This window comes from Longimicrobium sp., assembly GCF_036399255.1.
GTDB lineage: Bacteria > Gemmatimonadota > Gemmatimonadetes > Longimicrobiales > Longimicrobiaceae > Longimicrobium.
Genome location: NZ_DASWNM010000114.1, coordinates 20,691 through 44,306, shown reverse-complemented (window position 1 = coordinate 44,306; position 23,616 = coordinate 20,691). Strand labels below are relative to the sequence as shown.

The 23,616-nt window shown below is 75.6% G+C and carries 5 protein-coding genes; all 5 read left to right on the top strand.

From position 1 onward, the window contains the following. The first annotated feature begins 19 nt into the window (after positions 1 to 19). The 5 genes from VGC13_RS20945 (at position 20) to VGC13_RS20925 (ending at position 23,337) form a co-directional block, all read left to right on the top strand. Positions 20 to 433, top strand: a complete 414-nt coding sequence (locus VGC13_RS20945; protein WP_331127235.1) for a BlaI/MecI/CopY family transcriptional regulator — start codon at positions 20 to 22, stop codon at positions 431 to 433. Beyond that, the gene (locus VGC13_RS20940; RefSeq protein WP_331127234.1) at positions 417 to 2,306 is read left to right on the top strand and encodes a M56 family metallopeptidase; all 1,890 of its coding nucleotides are present in this window, start codon (positions 417 to 419) and stop codon (positions 2,304 to 2,306) included. The genes VGC13_RS20945 and VGC13_RS20940 overlap by 17 nt, the downstream gene beginning before the upstream one ends. A 314-nt stretch (positions 2,307 to 2,620) precedes the next feature. Beyond that, positions 2,621 to 5,197 carry a DUF5916 domain-containing protein gene (locus VGC13_RS20935; RefSeq protein ID WP_331127233.1) on the top strand — a complete coding sequence of 859 codons (2,577 nt, stop codon included), beginning with the start codon at positions 2,621 to 2,623 and terminating at the stop codon, positions 5,195 to 5,197. A 1,378-nt stretch (positions 5,198 to 6,575) separates the two neighbouring features. Further along, complete coding sequence (locus tag VGC13_RS20930; RefSeq protein ID WP_331127232.1) at positions 6,576 to 15,254, top strand: amino acid adenylation domain-containing protein; 8,679 nt, start codon at positions 6,576 to 6,578, stop codon at positions 15,252 to 15,254. A 214-nt stretch (positions 15,255 to 15,468) separates the two neighbouring features. Then, complete coding sequence (locus VGC13_RS20925; protein ID WP_331127231.1) at positions 15,469 to 23,337, top strand: amino acid adenylation domain-containing protein; 7,869 nt, start codon at positions 15,469 to 15,471, stop codon at positions 23,335 to 23,337. Positions 23,338 to 23,616 lie beyond the last annotated feature (279 nt).

The window sequence follows — 23,616 nt, the reverse complement described above, 5'->3', positions numbered from 1 at the left end:
CTTGGATGCGGAGATGCCGATGGCCGTCAAGGAAGCGCCCCTCCCCACCGACGCCGAGCTCGCCATTCTGAACGTGCTGTGGGAGCTGGGCCCCAGCACGGTCCGGCAGGTGGCCGAGCGGCTGGCGGCCGAGCGCACGGTGGGCTACACCACCGTGCTCAAGATGCTGCAGCTGATGCACCAGAAGGGGCTGGTGCGGCGCGACGAGGCGCAGCGCAACCACGTGTACGCCGCCGTGGCGCCGCGCGAGCACACGCAGGAGCGGCTGGTGCAGGACCTGATGGGACGCGCGTTCGGGGGCTCGGCGGCGCGGCTGATGATGCGCGCGCTGGGCACCACGCGGGCCTCCCGGGCCGAGCGCGAGAGCATTGCGCGGCTGCTGGAGCGCCTGGACGCCGAAGACGAGGAGGAGGGCGATGATCTCGATGCTTGAGCCGTTCCGCGGGCCGCTGTTCCAGGCCATCGGCTGGGCCCTGGTGCACTTTCTGTGGCAGGGCGTGGTGCTGGCCGTGGTGCTGCGCGCCGCGCTGGGCGCCCTGCGCCGCGCCCCGGCCAGCACGCGCTACGGGGTGGCGTGCGCGGGGCTGGTGCTGATGGCCGCCGCCCCCGTGGCGGTCGCCGTCTCCGCCCTCCGCGCCGATCCCCCCGCGCGGGCCGCCGCGGCCCCGGCGCCCGCGCCTCCCGTGTACCCGGCGCGGACGGCGAGCCCGGCGGATGCGGGCGCGGCGCGGCCGGCGTACTCCCCCTCCGCCTTTCCCTCGATGACGGACGCGGAGGAGAGCGGCGTGCGCGGGCTGCTGGCGCGGGCGGGCGAGCGGGTGGCGCCCTGGCTTCCGCTGGTGGTGCTGGCCTGGATCGCCGGGGTGCTGCTGGGCTCGGCGCGGCTGGTGGGCGGATGGGTGCAGCTGCAGCGGCTGCGCACCCGCTGGACGGTGGAGGTGGGCCCCGCCTGGAGCGCGCTGCTGGAGCGCCTGGTGCGGGAGATGGGGATCACCCGCCCGGTGCGGCTGCTGGGCTCCACCCGGGTGGACGTGCCCGCGGTGATCGGCGCCTTCAAGCCGGTGGTGCTGGTGCCGGCGTCGCTGCTGACCGGGCTGTCGCCGCGCGACGTGGAGCTGATCCTGGCGCACGAGCTGGCCCACGTGCGGCGCCACGACTACCTGGTGAACCTGCTGCAGACGGCGGTGGAGACGGTGCTCTTCTTTCATCCCGCCGTGTGGTGGCTCTCGGCCGTGGTGCGCGAGGAGCGCGAGCACTGCTGCGACGACGCGGTGGTGGGCGCCACGGGCCGCGGGCGCCGCTACGCCCGCGCCCTGCTGGCCGCCGAGGAGCTGTGCGCCGCCGGTTCCGCGCCGCGGCTGGCCCCGGCGCTGAACGGCGGGTCGCTGTACCGGCGCGTGCGCCGGCTGGTTGCGCCCCCCGAGGAGGGCGCGGCGGGGGGCGGCGGCCCGCTGGGGGTGGCGCTGGCGGTGCTGGTGCTGGCCACCCTGGCCGTGGGCCAGACCTCGCTTTCGGCCGGCGAGCCGCCGGTGGCCGAGTACGCGGCGGCGGCCCCCGCGCCGCAGCCGGGGCCGCTGCTGGAGCGCTGGCGCGAGGCGCGGGTCCGCGCCGCGCGCGAGGGGTGGAGCCGCTACTGGATCGGCTACGCGGTGCAGGGAACCGAAGGCCGCGGCCCGGCAAGCGGCAGCGGCCGCGGCCAGCAGCCCGGCTCGGGCACCACGCCGGCCGGCCTGGTGGCGCGCGGCGGCGCGGGCGTGGTGCGGCTGGGCGACGCCCCGGCCGGCGGCGAGGTGGCGATCTTCTTCGGGATGGAGGGCGCCGACGGGCCGCCGCGCGTGATGCGCGCCGGCCCCAGCGACCGTCCGGTGCGCCTGGAGCGCGCGCCGGTGGTGTGGCTGGGCACCGCGCCGCAGGCGCAGAGCCTGGGGCTGCTGGACGTGCTCTACGCCCCGTCGGCGCCCTCGGTCCGCGGCGAGATCGCGGCGGCGGTGTCGCTGCACGGCCCGGGGCCGCAGGCGCTGGGATTCGTGCAGCGGGTGCTGGAGACCGAGGCCGACGCCCGCGTGCGTGCCGAAGCCGCCTTCTGGCTGCGGCACCAGCGTACGGGCGAGGCGCTGGCCCTGCTGGAGCGCACCGCCGTGGGCGACGCGTCGCCGCGGGTGCGCGAGGAGGCGGTGACGGGGATCGCCCGCAGCGGCGCCCCTGGGGCGCGCGACGCCCTGGAGCGCCTGGAGCGGACGGCGCCCACCCTGGCCGTGCGCCGCGAGGCGGGCGACTGGCTGCTGCGCGCGGACCGCGAGCCGTAAGCGGCGGTCTTCGCGGGCGCGCGGGCTTCCCGCCCGCCGCGCCCGCGACCCTCCCGGGGCAGGGGGCGCACCGGTGAAGGCACCGCGCCCCGCCCTCCCTGGATCCAAAACCGAAATTCGTGGCACACGACCGGCCCTGCCCGCAAACGCGGGGGCGCGGCGCCCGCCTGTCCGGCGGCCGTGCGCCCCCGTGGGGACCGGGTCGTCCCCGGACCCGGCATCGGCCGGACGATCGCACGCGGGACGCACGCCACCCGTGCCGGGCGGCGGCGCCCTCCACCAGAACGTTTTTCACCGCCTCAGGAGCGGCACGCATGGTTCGTCTCAGCGCTGGAATGGTCCTTACCCTTGGTTCGCTCGTGGCGGGCGCGGCGGCGGCGCAGTCCGCGCCGGCCAGCGCCGCGGCGGCCCGCGACACCGCGCCGCCGCCCGCCATGGCGGCCGTGCGAATCACGGGCGCCGCGCCCGCGCTGGACGGGCGGCTCGACGACCCGGCGTGGGCGCAGGCGACGGCGGCCACGGGCTTCGTGCAGCGGCGCCCCAACGCGGGCGCGGCGGCGCCGTCGCCCACCGAGGTGCGGGTGCTGTACACCGAAAGCGCGCTGTACGTGGGCGCGCGGATGACCGACGCGCCCGATTCCATCGCGGCGCAGCTGGCGCGGCGCGACGCGTCGGGGATCTACTCCGACTGGCTGTTCGTGATGCTGGACAGCGACGACGACAACCGCTCGGCCTACGTGTTCGGCGTCAATCCGCGCGAGGTGCAGCGCGACTGGATCGTGGCCGAGGACGGGTCCACCGACCCCAAGTGGGACGCGGTGTGGGAGGTGTCGGCCGTGGCGGACTCCGCGGGGTGGACCGCCGAGTTCCGCATCCCCCTGTCGCAGCTGCGCTTCAACCCCGGGCAGGGCGCCTGGGGGGTGAACTTTCAGCGCGTCGTGGCGCGGCGCGAAGAAGAGGACTTCTGGGCGCCGCTGGCCCCCAACACGCCGGGGTACGTGTCGCGCTTCGGGGTGCTCACCGGGCTGGCGGGGCTTTCGTCGCCCACCCGGCTGGAGCTGCGCCCGTACGCGGTGACGCGGCTGACCCGCGCCGACGGCCGGGACGCCGACCCCTTCTACTCGCGCCACGAGCCCTCGGCCAGCATGGGGCTGGACCTGAGCTACTCGCTGACCCCGGCGCTCACCCTGACGGCCACGGTGAACCCCGACTTCGGCCAGGTCGAGGCCGACCCGTCGGAGGTGAACCTGACCGCCTTCGAGACCAGCTTCACGGAGCAGCGCCCCTTCTTCGTGCAGGACGCGCGCATCTTCCAGTTCAACCTGGGCGGCTCGTCGGGGCAGCTGCTGTACACGCGGCGCATCGGCGCGGCGCCGCACGGGGGGGTGCCCGGCGGGTCGCTGTACTCCGACGTTCCCGACGGCACCACCATCCTGGGCGCGGCCAAGGTGTCGGGAAAGACGGCCAGCGGGTGGTCGCTGGGGGTGCTGAGCGCGGTGACCGGGCGCGAGCAGGCGCGCTACGTGACGGCGGACGGGGTGCGCGAGCAGGTGGCGGTGGAGCCGCTGACCGCGTTCTCGCTGGCGCGGGCCAGCCGCGACTTCCGGGGCGGGCAGAGCGCGCTGGGCGGCATCGCCACGCTGGTGAACCGCCGGCTGGACGGCGGCGAGCTGGACTTCCTGCGCTCGTCGGCGCTTACCGGGGGCGTCGACGGGCGGCACCGCTTTGCCAGCAACTACGAGGTGAGCGGGTACCTGGTGGGAAGCCACATCCAGGGGAGCGAGCAGGCGCTGCGGCAGGTGCAGCTGAACTCCACCCACTACTTTCAGCGCCCCGACGCGCCGCACCTGGGGCTGGACAGCGCGGCGACCTCGCTCACCGGCTTCATCGCCGACCTGGAGATCGAAAAGCTGGGCGGCGGAAACTGGACCTGGGAGATGGGGGCGCGGGCGCGCTCGCCGGGGCTGGAGATCAACGACTTCGGCTTTCAGCAGCAGACGGACCGGGCCGAGCTGTTCGCCGGGGTGGACTACAGCCAGTTCCGCCCGCGCGGCCGGTTCCGCAGCTGGTCGGTGGGGGTGTTCGGGCGCAACCAGTGGACGTTCGGGCGGGAGCGCGTGGGGACCGCCGGGTCGCTGTCGGGGGAGTTCGAGCTCAAGAACTTCTGGGGCGGAGCGGTGCAGCTGGACCGGGACCAGGCGGGGGTCTCCACCTCGGAGCTGCGCGGCGGCCCGTCGCTGGTGATCCCCGGGCGCACGGCGCTGGCGGTGGGGGTGCACGGCGACCGGCGCAGGCGGGTGGCGTGGAGCGTGAACGCGGCGGGCTCGGTGCAGGACCAGACGGACGGGCGCACGCTGGGGGTGTCGCCGGCGGTGGCGCTGCGCCTGTCGCCGCGGTGGGACCTGTCGCTGGCCCCGTCGGTGACGCTGAACCGCGTGGGGGCGCAGTACGTGGGGCAGCGCCGCGAGTCCGACGGCCTGGTGCACTACTACTTCTCGCGGCTGCGGCAGACCACGGTGGCGCTGACCACGCGGCTCAACTACACGGTCACGCCCCGCCTGTCGCTGCAGTACTACGCGCAGCCGTTCCTGAGCGCGGGCGACTTCAGCGATCCCATGCAGGTGGCCGACCCCGGGGCCGCGCGCTTCGGCGACCGCTTCGGCCCGGCCACGCTGACGACGCTCCCCGACTTCAAGGTGCAGCAGTTCCGGTCCAACGCGGTGGTGCGCTGGGAGTACCGGCCGGGCTCCACCCTGTTCGTGGTGTGGAACACGGCGCTGCAGGCCCGCACCAGCGAAAGCCGCCTGGACTGGGAAAACGCGCGCACCCTGTTCGACGGCGACGGAAGCAACGTGCTGCTGGTGAAGCTGAGCTACTGGGTGGGCCTGTAGCTTTCCCTTCGGAGACGCCGGATCCCGCCCCCCGCCGTGCCGCGGGGGGCGGGATTTCTTTTCCCCCGATCCGGCGGAGCAGGCGGATGGAATGCCGGGTCCCGCGGCCCATCGTGCACCCGGGCTTCTGACTGCCGCGTCACAATCCCACGGAGGACTCCGGAAAACAACACCTTGATGGGTACAGAGGAACAGAGCAGACAGAGGAACAAGATGATGGTTCAGCCCGCTTTCTCTGTCTGACTCTGTTCCTCTGTACGATCATTCTTTTTCAGGATCTGGGATGAGGATGAGAGGCCTGTGGGGGAATGCGCAATCGGGCCGAGAGCCTGGTAGTGGGCGGGGCAGGGGAACGGATCGGCAAAACGACTGCGTCCGGACACCGTTATTCCGAGGAAGGCGCCGCGCCTGACCCGCTGCTACGGAAGCACCTTGGGATTGGCCCACCGTGGCGCCGACGGAGGATTTCTTCGGCAACGAGCGGCCGTTCGCTCCGAAGCCGGCGTCGCCTCCGCGAGGGACCCGGGCGTGCTTTCGCTCGCAATGATCTCATTTACGCGTCCGCAATGCGCAATGTGGCTCTGCGCGGATGACCCGGGCGTGGCGAGGCGGGGCGGGCGGGCGAAAGTTCGCATTTTTCCATGCCCCCTTCCCCCGGCTGCGCGTCCCGCGCGCATTCGCCCGGCCGGCATCCACCCCCCGCGCACTTTGCGAATTCCCGCGCCCGCTGGCCGGCGGGGAGGTCCAGACACCCGCATGAACGCTGGATCCCCGGGCCGCCAGGCGGGCCTCCGCCACGCGATTTCAGAGAAAGCGTCCTGACATGTGCCGCCGCTGTTTACGACACGATTGCGCCATGCCGTTGCCGCTGATCGAAATCACGTAAATAAAACATCTTTTCCTTGACAGCGGGCTCCGGATTGCGCATCCTTTTCAGTCAACGAATCGAAAGTCGCTCTGGAGGGGGCCGATCCTGCTCCCGCGTATTTCCGCCGCCGAAGCTGCGCGGTGGATGCGTGGGCCGCGGTGCGCGCTCCACGGGTCCGCGCGCGGGGGCATCCCCGCGGCTCGCGCGGCCGTGACCTGCCGTCCTGACTCGCTTTCCGCCCGTTCCCCGCTCCCGGTATCCGCTGGCCGTGCTTTCCCCGGCACCTCGTGGTGCGGGGAGCGATCGGCTGCTCTCGCGTCCCCCGGAGCAGGGCGTCCGTCCCTGCGCGCCCCGCCGGTCCCTTTTGTCTCCGCGAAATCCCATGCACGCGCTTTTTGAGGCACCGGAAGTAAACGCAGGTGTCGTGCTCCATGGAACAATTGCCACTGATCATCGCTCTCTAGAGGTCAGCGTGCGCACCTTTGTTGGCCTGCCCCTGGAGTGCCTGTAATGGCGGATAACGGGCGAAACGCCGCGACGGCCACGCCGCGCTTCCTGCGGATTGCGCAGGTGCTGCGGAACGAGATGGGCCGTCTGTACGGAATGGCGGTGGAGCAGGTGGACCCCGAGCAGACCTTCCTTGCGCTGGGTGCCGACTCGCTGCTGCTGCTGCGCGCGAGCCGCTTCGTGCGCGACACGTTCGGGGTGCGCGTCCCGTTCCGGCGCCTGCTGGACGAGCTGGGGACGGTGCACGCGCTGGCCGCCCACCTGGACCGCGAGCTTCCCGCCGAGCCGGCCCCGGCGTCCGCGCCCGCCGCGTCTGCCTCCGCGCCGCCCGCCGACGCGTCCCCCGCGCCGGTCCCCGCGCCGCCCGCCGCCGCGTCCGCTCCGCCGGCGGCTCTGCCCGCGCCGGCCCCGGCGGCCGGCCCGGCCGCCGCACCGGCCCCGGCGGGCACGGGGGTGCTGGAGCGCATCGTCGCGCAGCAGCTGCAGGTGATGCAGGAGCAGCTTGCTGCGCTCCGCGCCCACCGCGCGGCACCCGACGCCGCGGCTCCGTCCTCCTCCTCCTCCTCCTCCTCCTCCGCGGCGATCGCGCCGGCTGCTTCGGCCGCGCCGATCGAATCGGCCGAGATCGCCGCACCCGCGTCGATCCCTACGGCCGACACCGCCGTTCCGCCCTCCGCCGCCGCCGCCGCCGCGTCCGGCGCAGCGTCCGAGGCAGACGGCGCGGACGCGCCGCGTGCCGCCGCGCCGTCCCACGCCGCGGGCTACGACCCGGCGGAGGACGCGCCGCTGGACGCGCGGCGGTCCGCCCACGTGCAGGCGCTGGTGGCGCGGCTGGACGCGCGCCTGGCCGGCTCCCGCTCGCGCGCGGAGGCGGGGCGCGAGACGGTGGCCTACCCCGCGGCGGTGCGGGGCTTTCGCCGCGCGTGGAAGGACGCCGTGTACCCGCTGGCGGTGGAGCGCGCGGCCGGCGCCCGCTTCACCGACGTGGACGGCAACGAGTACGTGGACCTGGAGCTGGACCGCGGCGCGCTGGTCCTGGGCCACGCCCCCGTCGCCGTCGCCGCCGCCGTGCGTGCCGAGCTGGAGCGGGGGACGGCGCTGGGCGCGCCCCGGCTGGCCTCGGAAGCGGCGGCGCTGCTCTGCCGGCTGACGGGGACGGAGCGCGCGGCCTGGCTGCCGTCGCGCGACGAGGCGGTCTCGGCGGCGCTGCGGATGGCACGCGCGGCCACCGAGCGCGACGGGGTGGCGCTGTTCGCCGGCGCGGACCACGGCGCGGCGGACGGCGTGCTGGCGCGCCGCACTCCGCTGGGCGACGGCGCGCGCGGCGTTCCCGCGGCGCCCGGCATTCCCGCCGGCGCGGCGGCCGGCGTGCTGGTGCTGGCGCCCGGCGAGGGCGCGCTGCAAACGCTGCGCGCGCGCGGCGCCGAGCTGGCCGCCGTGCTGGTGCACCCCGCTTTCCTTTCTCCCGACGAGCTGCGCGCGGTCGCGGCGGTGTGCGTGGACACGGGCGCGGCGCTGGTGGTGGACGAGACGGACACGCTTCCCCGGCTGCACCCCGGCGGCGCGGCGCGGCTGCACGGCATCGACGCCGACCTGCTGGTCGTGGGCGGCGCGGTGGCGGCCGGCGCGCCGGTGGCCGCGGTGGCCGGGCGCGCGGCGTACCTGGACACGGCCGACGGCGGCCCGTGGAGCTTCGGCGACGGCTCGTACCCGCGCGTGGACGCCACCCGCCTGCCGGGCGACGGCCACGCGCCCGCGCTGGGCGTCGCCGCCGCGCACGCGGTGCTGTCGCACCTGGAGCAGTCCGGTCCCGCCCTGCAGCCGGATTTCGCCGCGAAGGCGGAGGCCCTGGCGGCGGCGCTGCGCGATGCGTTCGGCGGCGCGCCGGTCTCGGTGCGGGCGGCGGGCGGCGGCGTGATCGTCGAGGGCGACGCGGACGACCTGGCCGTGCTGCGGCTGCACCTGCGCGCCCGCGGCGTGCACGTGGGCGGCGGCGCGTGGCACCTGTCCACCGCGCACACGGCGGACGACGCCGCGCGGGTGGCCGAGGCGGTGGCGGACGCGGTCGAGGAGATGCGCCAGGGCGGCTTCCTGGGCGCGGCGGACGCCGATCCGGCGGAGCACTCCGCGTCCGCGGAGACGGCGGAGGCCACCAGCGGCGCGGAATCGTCCGCCGCCGCCGTGGAGGCGGAAGCGGAGACGCAGACGGAGACGCTGGAGCTGCCGCTGACGGCGGCGCAGCGCGAGCTTTGGCTTCTCTCCAGCATCTCGGAAGAGGGGGCACGGGCGTACAACGAGCCCACGGCGCTGCGGGTGCGCGGTCCCTTTTACCCCCAGGCCATGCAGGCCGCCGTGGCCGCGCTGGTGGCGCGCCACCAGGCGCTGCGCACCCGCATCGGCGCGGGGGGCGAGGCGCAGTACGTGGAGCCGCGCGTGGACGTCGACGTGCCGCTGGTGGACCTGTCGCACCTGCCGGAGGACGAGGCGCAGGCCGGGCTGCGGGACGCCATTGCCCAGGAGGTCGACACCGTCTTCGACCTGGCCCGGGCGCCGCTCTTCCGCGCCCGCATCCTGCGCCTGGCCCACGACGACCACGCGCTCGTCTACACCCTGCACCACGCCGTCACCGACGGGTGGAGCAACGGGCTGCTGCTGAACGAGCTGCGCGCGCTGTACGAGGCCGGCGTGGCCGGCCACGCCCCTGCGCTGCGCCCCGCCGGCCGCTACGCCGACGCCGTCCGGGCGCGCGCCGCCGGCGGCGAGGCCGAGGCCGCGTCGCTGGCGCACTGGAAGCGCGAGCTGGCCGCGCCCCCCGTGCTGGAGCTGCCCACCGACCGGGCGCGCCCCGCCGCGCAGAGCTTTTCGGGGGGGCGCGAGCGCCACCCGCTGGACCCCGCGCTGGTGCGGCGGCTGGCCGCGCTGGGCGAGGCGCGCGGCTCCACCTTCTTCGGCGTGCTGCTGGCCGGCTTTCAGCTCTTCCTGCACCGGCTGACCGGGCAGGACGACGTGGTGGTGGGCGCCATCACCGCCGGGCAGGTGTGGGACGGCGCCGCCACGGTGGGCTACTTCACCGACCTCCTCCCCCTGCGCAGCCGCCTGGCGGGCAACCCCGCCTTCGCCGACTTCCTGGGCGACGCCCATGGCCGCTTCCTGGACGCGCTGGAGCACCGCGGCCTTCCCGTGTCGCGGCTGGTGGAGGCGCTGGAGATCGCCCGCGACCCCTCGCGCCCGCCGCTGGCGTCGGTGTCGCTTACCTGGCAGCGCTCGTCCGACGGCGCGCTGCGGCTGGGCGAGGCGGTGGCCGAGCGGATGGAGGTGCGCACCGGCGTGTCGCGCTTCGACCTGGCCGTGGTGGCCGTGGAGTCGGAGAACGGCACCCGGCTGGAGTGCGAGTACAACACCGACCTCTTCGACCGCGACACGGTGCTGCGCTGGCTGCGGCACCTGGAAACGCTGCTCTCCGCCGCCGCCGCGGCCCCCGACGCCCCCGTGCTGTCGCTTCCCCTGCTTTCCGCCGGCGAAGAGCGCCAGGTGCTGGAGGCGTGGAACGCCAGCGGCCCGGCCGCCGAGGGGATCGTGCTGCACGGCGAGTTCGAGCGGCAGGCGGCGCGCACCCCCGACGCCGTGGCGGTGGAGACGGACGACGAGCGGCTGACGTACGCCCACGTCGAGGCGCGCGCCAACCGCTTGGCGCACGCGCTGCGCCGGGCCGGGGTGGGCCCCGACGCCGTGGTGGGGCTGTGCGTGGAGCGCTCGGCGCAGATGGTGGCGGGAATGCTGGGGATCCTCAAGGCGGGGGGCGCCTGGCTTCCCCTGGACCCCACCCTTCCCGCCGACCGCCTGCGCTTCATGCTGGACGACGCCCGCCCCCGCGCCGTGCTGGCGCAGGAGAGCGTGGCCGGGGCGCTTCCCACGCTGGACGTTCCCGTGCTGCGCATCGGCGAGGCGTGGGACGACGAGGAACTCCCCGATACGCCGGCCGGCGTGTCCACATCCCCCGCCCACCTGGCGTACGTGCTGTACACGTCGGGGTCCACGGGCCGGCCCAAGGGGGTGATGATCCCGCACCGGGGCATCTGCAACCGGGTGGCGTGGGTGCGCGACACGTATCCCATGGACGACTCCGACGCCGTCCTCTTCAAGACGCCGTACACCTTCGACGCGTCGGTGTGGGAGGTGTTCCTTCCCCTGTGGACCGGCGGCCGCGTGGTGGTGGCCCGCCCGGGCGGGCACCAGGACCCCGCGTACCTGGTCGAGGCCATGGCGCGCCACGGGGTGACCACGCTGCAGCTGGTTCCCTCCATGCTGCAGGTGCTTTCGGTCCAGCCGGGGCTGGAGGCGTGCGCCACGCTGCGCCGCCTGAGCTGCGGCGGCGAGGCGTATCCCGCCGCCCTGGCGCGGGCCGTGGCCCGGCGCCTTCCGGGGGTGGCGCTGGTGAACCTGTACGGCCCCACCGAGGCGTCCATCGACGTGGCGTCGTGGCGCTTCCGGGGCGACGAGGCGGGGGCGCTGCTCCCCATCGGCCGCCCGGTGAGCGGCACCCGCATCTACCTGCTCGACGACGGGCTGCGCCCCGTGCCCCCCGGCGCCGCGGGCGAGCTGTACGCCGACGGCCCCGGCCTGGCGCGCGGCTACCTGGGGCGCCCGGGGATGACGGCCGAGCGCTTCGTTCCCGATCCGTACGCGCACGTCCCCGGCAGCCGCATGTACCGCACGGGCGACCGCGCGCGCTGGCGGGCGGACGGCGCCCTGGAGTTCCTGGGGCGCGCCGACGACCAGGTGAAGGTGCGCGGCTTCCGCATCGAGCTGGGCGAGATCGAGGCGGCGCTGGCCTCGCACGAGGCCGTGGGCGCCGCGGTGGCCGCCGTGCGCGAGACGGCCGGCGGGGCCGCGCTGGTGGCGTACGTGGTGGCGGCCAACGGGCACCCCCCGGTGGCGGCCGAGCTGCGCGAGCACCTGCGCCGGCGGCTGCCGGACTACATGGTCCCCGCCGCCTTCGTGACGCTGGACGAGCTTCCGCGCATGCCCGGCGGCAAGGTGGACCGCCGCGCCCTTCCCGCGCCCCGCGCCGCCGGCTTTGCCGCCCGCGAGGGGTACGTGCCGCCGCGCTCGGCCACCGAGGGCGTGCTGGCCGACATCTGGGGCGAGGTGCTGAAGAGCGGCCCCGTGGGCGTGCACGACCGCTTCTTCGACCTGGGCGGGCACTCGCTCTCGGTCCTGCAGCTGCTGGGGCGCATCCGCGCCGTGCTGGGGGTCGAGGTGCCGCTGCGCGTGCTGTTCGACGACCCCACCGTGGCCGGGCTGGCCGTGGCGGTGGAGCGGCTGCGCGGGGAGGACGCCGACGCGCCGGCCGTGCCGCCGCTGGTGGCGCGCGGCGGCGACGGGCCGCTTCCCCTTTCGTTCGCGCAGCAGCGGCTGTGGCTGCTGCACCAGCTGGAGCCGCGGAGCCCCGCGTACAACCTGTACTCCGCCTTTCCCTTTCCCGCGGGGGCCGAGCCGGCCGCGCTGCGCGCCGCGCTCACCGCGCTGGTCGAGCGGCACGCGTCGCTGCGCACGGTGTTCCCCGAGGGCGACGGCACCGGCGTGCAGCGGGTGCTTCCCGCCGCCCCCGTGCCGCTGAGCGTGGCCGACTTCTCGGAGGTGACCGACCGCGAAGCGCGGTGGGAGGCGGCCCGGGCGGCCTCGCGCGACGAGGTGCTGCGCCCCTTCGACCTGGCGGCCGGGCCCCTGCTGCGCGCCACCCTGGTGCGGCTGGGCGAGGACGGCGACCGGCTGGTGCTGGTGATGCACCACGTGGTCACCGACGGGTGGTCGATGGACGTGATCCGCGACGACCTGGCGGTGCTGTACGACGCCGCCGTCCGCGGCGAGCCCGCCCCCCTGGCCCCCCTCCCCGTCAGCTACGGCGACTACGCGCGGTGGGAGCGCGAGTGGCTGAGCGGCGAGGTGCTCGAGGCGCAGCTGGCGTACTGGCGCGAGCGGCTGGCCGGCATGCCGCCGGTGGTCTCGCTTCCCACCGACCGGCCGCGCCCCGGCGTGCAGACCTACCGCGGCGACACCCGCGCGGTGCGGCTGCCGGCCGCGCTGGCGGCGGGGGTGCGCAAGCTGGCGGGGCAGGCGCAGGCCACCCTGTTCATGACCGTGCTGGCCGCCTTCAAGACGCTGCTGCACCGCCACGGCGCCGGCAGCGACATCGTGGTGGGCACGCACGTGGCCAACCGCGACCGGGTCGAGGTGGAGCGGCTGGTGGGCTTCTTCGTCAACGCCCTGGTGCTGCGCACCGACCTGTCGGGCGACCCCACCTTCCGCCAGGTGGTCGAGCGGGTGCGCGACACCGCCCTGGGCGCCTTTTCGCACGCCCACCTCTCGTTCGAGCGGCTGGTGGAGGAGATGCAGCCGGTGCGCGACCTGAGCCTGTCGCCGCTGTACCAGGTCTCCTTCGACTACCAGCGCGTGGCCGGCGGGGGCGCCGGCGGCGGGCCCGCGCTGCTGCGCTCGGCCCCGGCCACCAAGTTCGACCTCGAGGTCACCGCGCTGGAGGTGGGCGACGAGCTGCAGGTGCACGTTTCCTTCAGCACCGACCTGTACGACACGTCCACCATCGAGGGGCTGCTGCGCCGCTTCGAGCGCCTGCTGGCCTCGGCCGTGGCCACTCCCAGGCGCCCCATCTCCACCCTGTCCATCCTGGACGAGGCCGAGACCGCGCGGCTCACCGGCGAGCTGCAGGGGCCCCGGCGCGGCTACCCGGTCCACCAGACGCTGGACCGGCTGATCGCGGAGCGGGCGGCGCGGGTGCCGGGCGAGGTGGCGGTCGTCCACGGCGGCGACGCCCTGACCTACGCCGAGCTGGACGCGCGCTCCACCCGCCTTGCCCGCGTGCTGCGGGGGATGGGCGCCGGGCGGGGCGCGCGGGTGGGGATCCTGGACGAGCGGGGGATTGACTTCGTGGCCTCCGTCGTCGCCGTGCTGAAGTCCGGCGCCGCCTACGTTCCCTTCGATCCCACCTATCCCGCCCCCCGCGTGCGCCACATGCTGGCCGACAGCGGGGTGCGGGTGCTGGTCTCGCGCGCCGGGCTGGCCGCGGGGGTGGCCGGCGCGCTGGCGGCGGCGCCGGCGCTGGCGGGCGTGGTGCTGCTGGACGACGACGCGCCGGCCCTTTCCGACGCGCTCCCCGCGCTCCGCGTCGTTCCCCGCGCGGAGGTGGACGGCGAATCGGCGGAGCCGCTGGACGGGCCGCGGACGGACCCGCGCGACCCGGCGTACATGCTGTACACCTCCGGCTCCACCGGGCTCCCCAAGGGCGCGGTGGTGCGGCACGACGGCGCGGTGAACCACGTCTTCGCCGAGGCCGAGCTGCTGGGGCTGGACGGGTCCCTGCGCTTTCTGCAGAGCGCGCCCGCGTCGTCCGACATCTCCGTCTGGCAGATGCTGGCGCCGCTGGTGCTGGGCGGCCGCTCGGTGGTGGCCGACGCGGAGACGGTGAGCGACCCCGAGCGGCTGTTCGCCGTGCTGCGCGACGAGGGCGTGACCCTGTTCGAGCCGGTCCCCGCGGTGATGCGCGCGCTGCTGGAGCACGCGGCCGCGCTCCCCGAGGACGCGCGCGCGCTCCCGGCCCTGCGCCACGCCATGGCCACCGGCGAGGCGGTGCCGGCGGAGCTGGTGAACGCCTGGCTGGCCGCGTACCCCGCCGTCCCGGTGGTGAACGCGTACGGGCCCACCGAGGCCTCGGACGACGTGACGCAGCTGGAGATCACCGCGCCGCTCCCGGCCGAGGCGCGCACCACCTCCATCGGCCGCCCCCTTCCCAACTTGGACTGCCGGGTGGTGGACGCCTCCATGGGTCTGGTGCCCGTGGGGGTGCCGGGCGAGCTGTGCATCGGCGGCATCGCGGTGGGCGACGGCTACCCGGGGCACCCCGGGAAGACGGCGGCGGCGTTCGTCCCCGACCCCTTTTCCGGCACCCCCGGCGCGCTGCTGTACCGCACCGGCGACCGGGTGCGCTGGCGGGCCGACGGCACGCTGGACTTCATGGGCCGCACCGACCAGCAGGTCAAGGTGCGCGGCTTCCGCATCGAGCCGGGCGAGGTGGAGTCGGCGCTGATGGAGCACGCCTCCGTGGCCGGGTGCGCCGTGGTGGCCCGCGCCGGCGAGCTGGCCGCCTACCTGGTGGCGGCGGACGGCGCCCCCGACCCGGCGGCGCTGCGCGGGCACCTGCGCGAGCGGCTTCCCGAGCACATGGTGCCCACGGTGTTCGTGGCCGTCGACGCCCTGCCGCTGACCCCCGCGGGAAAGGTGGACCGGCGCGCCCTGGCCGCCGACCGCACCGGCGCGCTGGAGCCGGCCGAGGCGTACGCCGCCCCGCGCACCCCCACCGAAGAGGCGCTGGCGGCGATCTGGGCCGAGGTGCTGAAGCGCGAGCGGGTCAGCGTGGAGGCCGACTTCTTTGCCCTGGGCGGGCACTCGCTGCTGGCCGCCATGGTGGCGGCGCGGGTGCGGCGGGCGCTGGAGGTGGAGCTGCCGCTGCGCCGCGTGTTCGAGCACACCACCGTGGCCACGCTGGCCGCGCACGTGGACCACCTGCGCGCGCAGGGCACCCACTCCACCCTGCCGCGGCTGGGCCGCGCCCCGCGTAGCGGACGCCGCCTGGGCGAGGTGGCCGAAGGCGTCCTGAAGACCGTCTGACGGGCGCGCGCCCCGACCGCCATCCGCGGATCCGGCTCGCCCCGAGGGCGTCCGGACGCGGGGGAGGGAAGGGGAGCGCGCCACCCGCCGGACCACGAAGCACGTTGCAGCCGTGCATCCCCCCCGGCCAGGGTGGGGATGCACGGAACGAAGGTCGAGGGATCCCGGTGCACCCGCGGCTCCCGAGGCGGCGAAGCACTCAACCGATGGGCACATGAACCCGACCGCACAGGACCAGGCCGACGTGACGACCGCCGACGAGGGCGGGGAGGTCTACACCTTCCCGCTCTCCTCCACGCAGCAGGGGTTCTGGCTGCTGGCGCAGATCCAGGAGGCCAACCCGGCGTACCACATGACCAAGGCGTACACGCTGCGGGGCGCGCTGGATGGGGACGCGCTGGAGCGTGCGCTGGCGGAGATCGTGGCGCGCCACGAGGTGCTGCGCACCGTGTTCGCGATGGTGGACGGCGAGCCGGCGCAGGTGGTGGACCCCCACCGCACCGTTCCGCTGGTCCGCGTGGAGCTGACGGACCTGGCCCCCGGGGCGCGCGAGCCCGTGCTGCTGCGGCGCGTGGAGGACGAGGTGCGGCGCCCCTTCGACCTGGCGCGCGGGCCGCTGCTCCGGCTGGTCCTCTTCCGGGTGGAGGCCGGGCGGCACCTGCTGCTCACGGTGGCGCACCACCTGGTGTTCGACGGGTGGAGCGAGGGGGTGTTCCTCCGCGAGCTGGCCACCCTGTACCACGCCTTCGCGGCCGGCGCCCCCTCCCCGCTTCCCGAGCTGCCGGTGCAGTTCGGCGACTTTGCGCACTGGGAACGCGAGGGGCTGCAGGGGGAGCGGCTGGAGGCGCTGACGGCGTTCTGGCGGCGGACGCTGGCGGGCGCGCCCGACCTGCTGGAGCTTCCCACCGACTTTCCGCGCCCGCCCGAGCCCACGCACGAGGCGGCGTACCGCGCGCTCTCCGTCGACCCCGCGGTGGCCGGCGCGCTCGACGCGCTGGGGCGCGGCGAGGGAGCCACTCCGTTCGTGCCGCTGCTGGCCGCGTTCGGCGTGCTCCTGCACCGCCTGTCGGGCGCGGAGGACATCGTCGTCGGCACCCCCGCCTCGGGGCGCGGCACGGTGGAGCTGGAGGGGCTCATCGGGCCGCTGCTGAACACGCTGGTGCTGCGCCTGGACCTGTCGGGCGACCCCTCGTTCCGCGAGCTGGTGCGCAGGACGCGCGAAACGGTGTTCGCCGCGCTGGAGCACCAGGCGCTCCCCTTCGCCACGCTGGTGTCGGAGCTCAAGCCGCGGCACGACCTGGGGCGCAACCCCGTCTTCCAGGCCCTCTTCAACCTCGACAACGCCTCGGCGGGGGCGGCCGCGAAGGCGGGCGGGCTGGGGATCGAGCCCTTCGAGTTCGGCACGCGGGCCGCGCAGGTGGACGTGGCGCTCTCGCTGAACTCCGCGGGCGACAGGCTGACGGGCGTGCTCACCTGCCGCACCGACCTGTTCGAGCCGGCCACGATGACGCGGATGGCGGACGGCCTGCGGGCGGTCCTGGCCCGCGCCGCCGCCCATCCCGACCTCCCCCTCTCGGCGCTGGTGCTGGACGACGCCGAGCGGGCGCGCGTGGTGGAGGCGTGGAACGGCACCGACCGCGAGTACCCGGCCGATGCCACGCTGCACGGGCTGATCCGCGCGCAGGCGGCGCGCACCCCCGGCGCCGTGGCCGTGCGCTTCGAGAGCGAGGCGCTGACCTACGCGCAGCTGCTGGAGCGGGCCGGGCGGCTGGCCAGCCACCTCCGCGCCCTGGGGGTGGGCCCCGAGCAGGGGGTCGCCATCCGCATGGAGCGCTCGCCCGAGATGGTGGTCTCGCTGCTGGGGGTGCTGATGGCCGGCGGCGCCTACCTTCCCGTGGACCCCGCCTACCCCGCGCAGCGGCAGCGGCTGATGCTGGACGACTCGGGCGCCCGGGTGGTGCTCACCATGGCCCGCCTGGCCGACGCCGCCCCGGCGCGCGAGGGCGTGCGCGTGGTGTGCCTGGACCGCGACGCCGACGCCATCGCCGCGTGCGGCGCCCGGCCGCCGGAGACGGGCGCGACGCCCGACAACGCCGCGTACCTCATCTACACCTCGGGCTCCACGGGCACCCCCAAGGGCGCCGTGAACACGCACCGGGGCGTGGTCAACCGCATCCTGTGGATGCAGGACCAGTACGGGCTGGGCGCGGACGACCGCGTGCTGCAGAAGACGCCCTTTTCGTTCGACGTGTCGGTGTGGGAGTTCTTCTGGCCGCTGGTCACCGGCGCGTGCCTGGTGGTGGCCCGCCCCGGGGCGCACGGCGACGCCGCGTACCTGGCCGGCGTGATGGAGGACGAGGGGATCACCACCGCGCACTTCGTCCCCTCCATGCTGCGCGCCTTCCTGGAGGCGCCGGGGACCGGGCGGTGCACGGGGCTGCGGCGGGTGGTCTGCAGCGGCGAGGCGCTTTCGGCCGAGCTGGCGGACCGCTTCTTCGCCCGCCTTCCCGGCGTGGAGCTGCACAACCTGTACGGCCCCACCGAGGCGGCCGTGGACGTGACGTACCAGGCGTGCGCGCCCGGCGGCCGGGGGGCGCTGGTGCCCATCGGCCGGCCGGTGGCCAACACGCGCATCTACGTGCTCGGCGCGCGGGGAAACCCGGTGCCCGCGGGAATGCCGGGCGAGCTGCACATCGGCGGGGTGCAGGTGGGGCGCGGCTACCACGCCCGCCCGCGGCTGACCGCCGAGCGGTTCGTCCCCGACCCGTTCAGCCGCCGCCCCGGTGCGCGCCTCTACCGCACCGGCGACCTGGCGCGCTGGCGCGAGGACGGGGCGCTGGACTTCCTGGGCCGCATCGACGCGCAGGTCAAGGTGCGCGGCTTTCGCATCGAGCCCGGCGAGATCGAGGCGGCGCTGCGCGCCCACCCGGCCGTGGCCGACGCCGCGGTGGTGGCCCGCCGCGAGGCCAGCGGCGCCGAGCGGCTGGTGGGGTACGTGGTGCCCCGCGGCGCGGCGCCCACCCCGGCGGAGCTGCGCGAGCACCTGGGGCGGCGCCTTCCCGAGCACATGGTCCCCGCCGCGTTCATGGAGCTGGCGGCGCTCCCGCTGACGCCCAGCGGCAAGCTGGACCGCGCCGCCCTTCCCGAGCCGGAGGTGCGCGGCGAGCGGGTCGCCCCGCGCAACCCGGCCGAGGAGGCGCTGGCGGCGATCTGGGCCGAGGTCCTGCGGGTGCCGGACGTGGGCGTCACCGACAACTTCTTCGAGCTGGGCGGCGACTCCATCCTGTCGCTGCGCGTGGCCGCCCGCGCCCGAGAAGCCGGCTTTCCGCTCTCCATCCGCCAGGTGGCGCTGCACCCCACGGTCGCCGCGCTGGCCCTGCAGCTGGGCGGCGGCGCGCCCGACGACGGCGAGGCCGGGGTGCACACCGAGCCCTTCTCCCTGGTCCCGGCCCAGGACCGCGCGCGGATGCCGGACGGCGTAGTGGACGCCTACCCCCTGGCGCACAGCCAGCTGGGGATGCTGTACCATCGCGAGCGCAGCGAGGGGACCTCCGTCTACCACGGCCTCACCAGCTACCGCATGGAGATGGCGCTGGACGAGGACGCCTTTCAGCGCGCCGTGCTTCACGTGACGGCGCGCCACCCCAACCTGCGCACCACCTTCGACCTGGAAAGCTTCTCCGAGCCCCTGCAGCTGGTGCACGAGCAGGCGGTCTTCCCCGTGGAGTTCCACGACCTGCGGGGGATGGACGAGGCCGCCCGGGCCGCCGTGCTGCAGGCGTTCTGGCGCGCCGAGCAGGACCGGCCCTTCGACCTGGCCGTGGCGCCGCAGCTGCGCTTTCACATGCACCGGCTGGACGGCGAGGCCGTGCAGTTCACCCTGCTGGAGAACCACGCCATCTCCGACGGGTGGAGCCTGCACATCGTCCTCGCCGAGGTCCTGCAGAGCTACCTGGCGCTGCTGCGGGGCGAGGGGCTTCCCCCGCTGCCGCCCCTGCGCACCACCTACCGCGACTTCATCGCCCTGGAGCGCCGCGCGCTGCAGTCGCCCGAGGCGCGCGACTTCTGGGCGGCGCAGCTGGCCGGCTACGAGCGTCCTCCCCTCCCGGCGCTGGCCGCGCCCGACGGCCCGCGGCTGCTGCGCGGGTACCGCTGGCTGCGCCGCTCGCAGGTGGCGGCGCTGCGCCGCGTGGCGCGGCGCGAGGGGGTGCCGCTCAAGAGCGTGCTCCTGGCCGCGCACGTCCGGGTGCTCGCCATGCTGGCCGGGCGCGCCGACGTGGTCACCGGCCTTTCCAGCAACGGGCGGCTGGAGACGGCCGACGGCGACCGGGTGGCCGGCCTGTTCCTGAACCCGCTCCCCCTGCGGGTGCGGCTGGCCCCCGGAAGCTGGAGCGAGCTGATCCGCGCGGTGCACGCGGCCGAGCTGGCCGTGATGCCCCATCGCCGCTACCCGCAGGCCGCCATCCAGGCCGCGCACGGGGGCGGCGGCCTGTTCGACGCCTCGTTCACGTACCTGAACTTCCACGTGGTCGCCGAAGGGGCGAAGGCCGGCGAGATCGGCTCGGTGCAGACCAGCACGGTGATCGAAGAGACCAACTACCCCATGGTGGCCTCCTTCCAGCACCCGCCCGGCGACGACCGGCGGCTGGGGCTGGCGCTGGAGTGCGACGGCCGGGTGTTCACCCCCGGGCAGGCCCGTGACGTGGCCGACGCCTACCTGGCGGCGCTGCGCGCCATCGCCGCCGACCCGGCGGCGCGCCATGACGACGCGCCGCCGCTGGCCGCGGACGCGCGCCGGCGCATCGCGGCGGCCTGGGGCGGCGCGGATCCCACGCCGGCCGCCGCGCCGCTGCACTGCCTGTTCGAGGCCCACGCCGCGCGGGCGCCGGAGCAGCCGTGCGTGGCCGCCGAGTCGGGCGCCTTCAGCCGCGGCGAGGTGAACCGCCTGGCCAACCGCCTGGCGCGCCGGCTGGTGCAGCTGGGCGCGGGGCCCGAGCGGCGCGTGGCGGTGCTGATGGACCGCGTCCCCGAGCAGGTCCCCGCGCTGCTGGCGGCGTGGAAGGCGGGGGCGGCGTACGTCCCGCTGGACCCGCAGCACCCCGAAGACCGCCTGCTGCGCCTGGTGCGCGACGCGGGCGCCGTGGCGGTGGTCACGCTGGACCGCTGGGCGGACCGCGCCGCCGCCGCGGGCGTGCCCGTGGTCCGGCTGGACGGGGAGGCGGACGCCCTGGCGGCGCTGGACGGGGGCGACCTGGCGGGGGAGACCGATCCGGCCGGCCTGGCGTACGTCGTCTACACCTCCGGCACCACCGGCGAGCCCCGGGGGGTGCAGGTGGAGCACCGGCAGGTGATGCACTACACCGGCGCGGTGATGCAGCGGCTGGGGGTGGCCCCGGGAGAGTCGTACGGGCTGCTCTCCACCTTCGCGGCCGACCTGGGGAACACCGCGCTCTTTCCGGCGCTGGCCTCCGGGGGAACGCTGCACGTCTTTTCCGAGCGCCAGGCCACCGACCCCGCCGCGCTGGCCGCGGCGCTCGCCGCCGCGCCGGTCGACGTGCTGAAGGTGGTTCCCGCCCACCTCAAGGCGCTGCTCTCGCACGCCGACCCCGCGGCGGTGCTCCCGCGCCGGCGGCTGGTGCTGGGCGGCGACCGCGCCGACTGGGCGCTGGTGGAGCGGGTGCGCGGGCTGGCGCCCGGCCTGGAGGTCTTCAACCACTACGGCCCCACCGAGGCCACCGTCGGCGTGGCCGCCGGCGCGCTGGACCCGGACGCCCGCGGCCCGGCGGCCATCCCGCCGCTGGGCGCGCCGCTGGGGCACGCGCGCGTGTACGTGCTGGACGGCTTTCTACAGCCGGTCCCCGCGGGAACGGTGGCCGAGGTGTACCTGGGCGGGCCGGCGGTGGCCCGCGGCTACCTGGGACGTCCGGCGGCCACGGCCGAGCGCTTCGTCCCCGACCCCTTTGCCGAAGCGGCGGGGGCGCGGATGTACCGCGCCGGCGACCTGGCCCGCTTCCTGGATGACGGGCGGCTGGAGTTCGCGGGGCGCGCCGACGACCAGGTGAAGATCCGCGGCTTCCGGGTCGAGCCCGCCGAGGTGGCCGCCGTGCTGCGCGCCCACCCCGGCGTGTCCGACGCCGTGGTGGTGGCGCGCCACGACGGCGGCGACGTCCGGCTGGTGGCCTACGTGGCCGCTCCCCGGGCGTCCGCGCCGCCGGAGGAAGAGCTGCGGGCGTTCCTGGCGCGCACCCTTCCGGCGCACGCCGTCCCCGCGGGGGTGGTGCGGCTGGACGCGCTGCCGCTGACGGCCAACGGCAAGCTCGACCGCCGCGCGCTTCCCTCGCCCGAGGAGTGGGAGGCCCGCGCCGAGGCGCCGGTGGAGCCGCGCACGGCGGTCGAGGAGACGCTGGTGCAGCTGTGGAAGGAGGTGCTGAAGACCGACCGGCTGGGCGTGTACGACGCGTTCCTCGACCTGGGCGGCGACTCCATCCGCGCCATCCTGGCCGCCGCGCGCGTGCGCAAGGCGTTCGGCATCTCGCTTTCGGTGGACGCGCTGTTCGCGGCGCGCACCGTGGCCGGGCTGGCCGGCACGGTCGAGATGGCCCTTCAGGCGCGGGGCTCGGCGCCCCTCGTGCCCATCGCCCCCGTGCCCCGCGACGGCGCCCTTCCGCTCTCGTTTGCGCAGCAGCGCTTCTGGTACGCGCACGTCCTGCAGCCCGACAGCCCCGCGCAGAACCTGCCGCTGGCCATCCGGCTGCGCGGCACGCTGGACGAGGCGGCGCTGCGGCGCGCGCTGGACGAGCTCGCGCGCCGGCACGAGGTGCTGCGCAGCCGCTTTCCCACCGTGGACGGCGAGCCGCGGCTGGCCATCGACCCGCCCGCCCCCGTGCCGCTGGCGCGCGCGGACCTGCTGACCACCGTGGCGCCGGCCGGGCGCGAGGCGGCGGTGCTCGAGGCGGTGCGCGCGGCGGCGTGGCGGCCCTTCTCGCTGGAGGGCGGGCCCATGCTGCGGGCGCTGCTGGCCCGCGGCGGCGAGCAGGACCACGCGCTGGGCATCACCCTTCACCACCTGGTCTCGGACGGCTGGTCGGTGGGGATCCTGCTGCGCGAGCTGGGCGAGCTGTACTCCGCCTTCGCCGAGGGGCGCCCGTCGCCCCTTCCCGAGCTGCCGGTGCAGTACGCCGACTACGCGGTGTGGCAGCGCGAGCACTTCCGGGGCGAGGTGCTCGAGGCGCAGCTGGCGTACTGGCGCGGCAAGCTGAAGGACGCGCCGGTGCTGGAGCTGCCCACCGACCGGCCGCGCCCCGCCCAGCAGGGCTACCGCGGCGCGGCCGAGCGCGCGGCCCTTTCGCAGGAGCTCACCGCGGCCTTCCGCGAAACCAGCCAGCGCGAGGGGGTGACCCTGTTCATGTCGCTGCTGGCCGCCTGGGCGGTGCTGCTGCACCACCGCGCGGGGCAGGACGACCTGGTGGTGGGGGCCCCGGTGGCCACCCACCGCGACCGCGAGGAGCTGCAGGGGGTGGTGGGCGCCTTTCTGAACACCCTGGCGCTGCGGGTGGACCTGTCGGGCGACCCCTCGTTCCGCGATCTGCTGGCGCGGGTGCGGGGCACCGCGCTCGAGGCCTACTCCAACCAGGAGATCTCCTTCGACCGGCTGGTCGAGGCGCTGAACCTTCCGCGCGGCACCGGGCGGCCCCCGCTGGTGCAGGTGTGGTTCAACCACTCGGGCATCCCCGGCGCGCGGGTGCGCTTCGCGGGGCTCAAGGTGGAGGGCGTGGACGTGGGCGACCCGGCGGTCAAGTTCGACCTGCAGCTGAGCACCGAAGAGCTGGGCGGGCGCCTGGCCGCGTCGCTCCGCTACAACTCCGACCTGTTCGAGCGCGCCACGGCGCTTGCGCTGCTGGCCGACCTCGAGGCGCTGCTGGGGCGCGTGGCGGCCGACCCCGCGGCGCGGCTCTCGGAGCTGCGCGCGGTGCTGGACGACGAGGCACGTGCCCGCGACGAGCGCGCGTGGGGCGAGCGCGACCAGTCGGCGCGCCGCGGGCTGCAGGCGGCCCGGCGCAAGGCGGTGCCCATCCCGACCTGAAGAAACCGGAGAAGCACCATGGCCGGGAGATCCCATCTCCTCCGCCTCTGACGGGGCACTGGATGTCGGGATGTCAGGGATGTCGGATGCCGGATGCCGGATGCCGGATGCCGGATATCGATGTCGGATGTCGGAGGTCGATGTCGAGGTCGGAGGTCGGAGGTCGGGATGTCGAATATCGATGTCGAATGTCGGATGTGGATGTCGAGTCGGAGATCGGATGTCGGATCTGGAATCGGGATGCTGAATCGGGGAGGCGGGATGGATCCCCGGATGTTG

Coding starts and splice junctions, on each gene's coding strand:
- VGC13_RS20930 (WP_331127232.1), top strand. CDS start 6,576: ATGGCGGATAACGGGCGAAACGCCGCGACGGCCACGCCGCGCTTCCTG.
- VGC13_RS20935 (WP_331127233.1), top strand. CDS start 2,621: ATGGTTCGTCTCAGCGCTGGAATGGTCCTTACCCTTGGTTCGCTCGTG.
- VGC13_RS20940 (WP_331127234.1), top strand. CDS start 417: ATGATCTCGATGCTTGAGCCGTTCCGCGGGCCGCTGTTCCAGGCCATC.
- VGC13_RS20945 (WP_331127235.1), top strand. CDS start 20: ATGGCCGTCAAGGAAGCGCCCCTCCCCACCGACGCCGAGCTCGCCATT.
- VGC13_RS20925 (WP_331127231.1), top strand. CDS start 15,469: ATGAACCCGACCGCACAGGACCAGGCCGACGTGACGACCGCCGACGAG.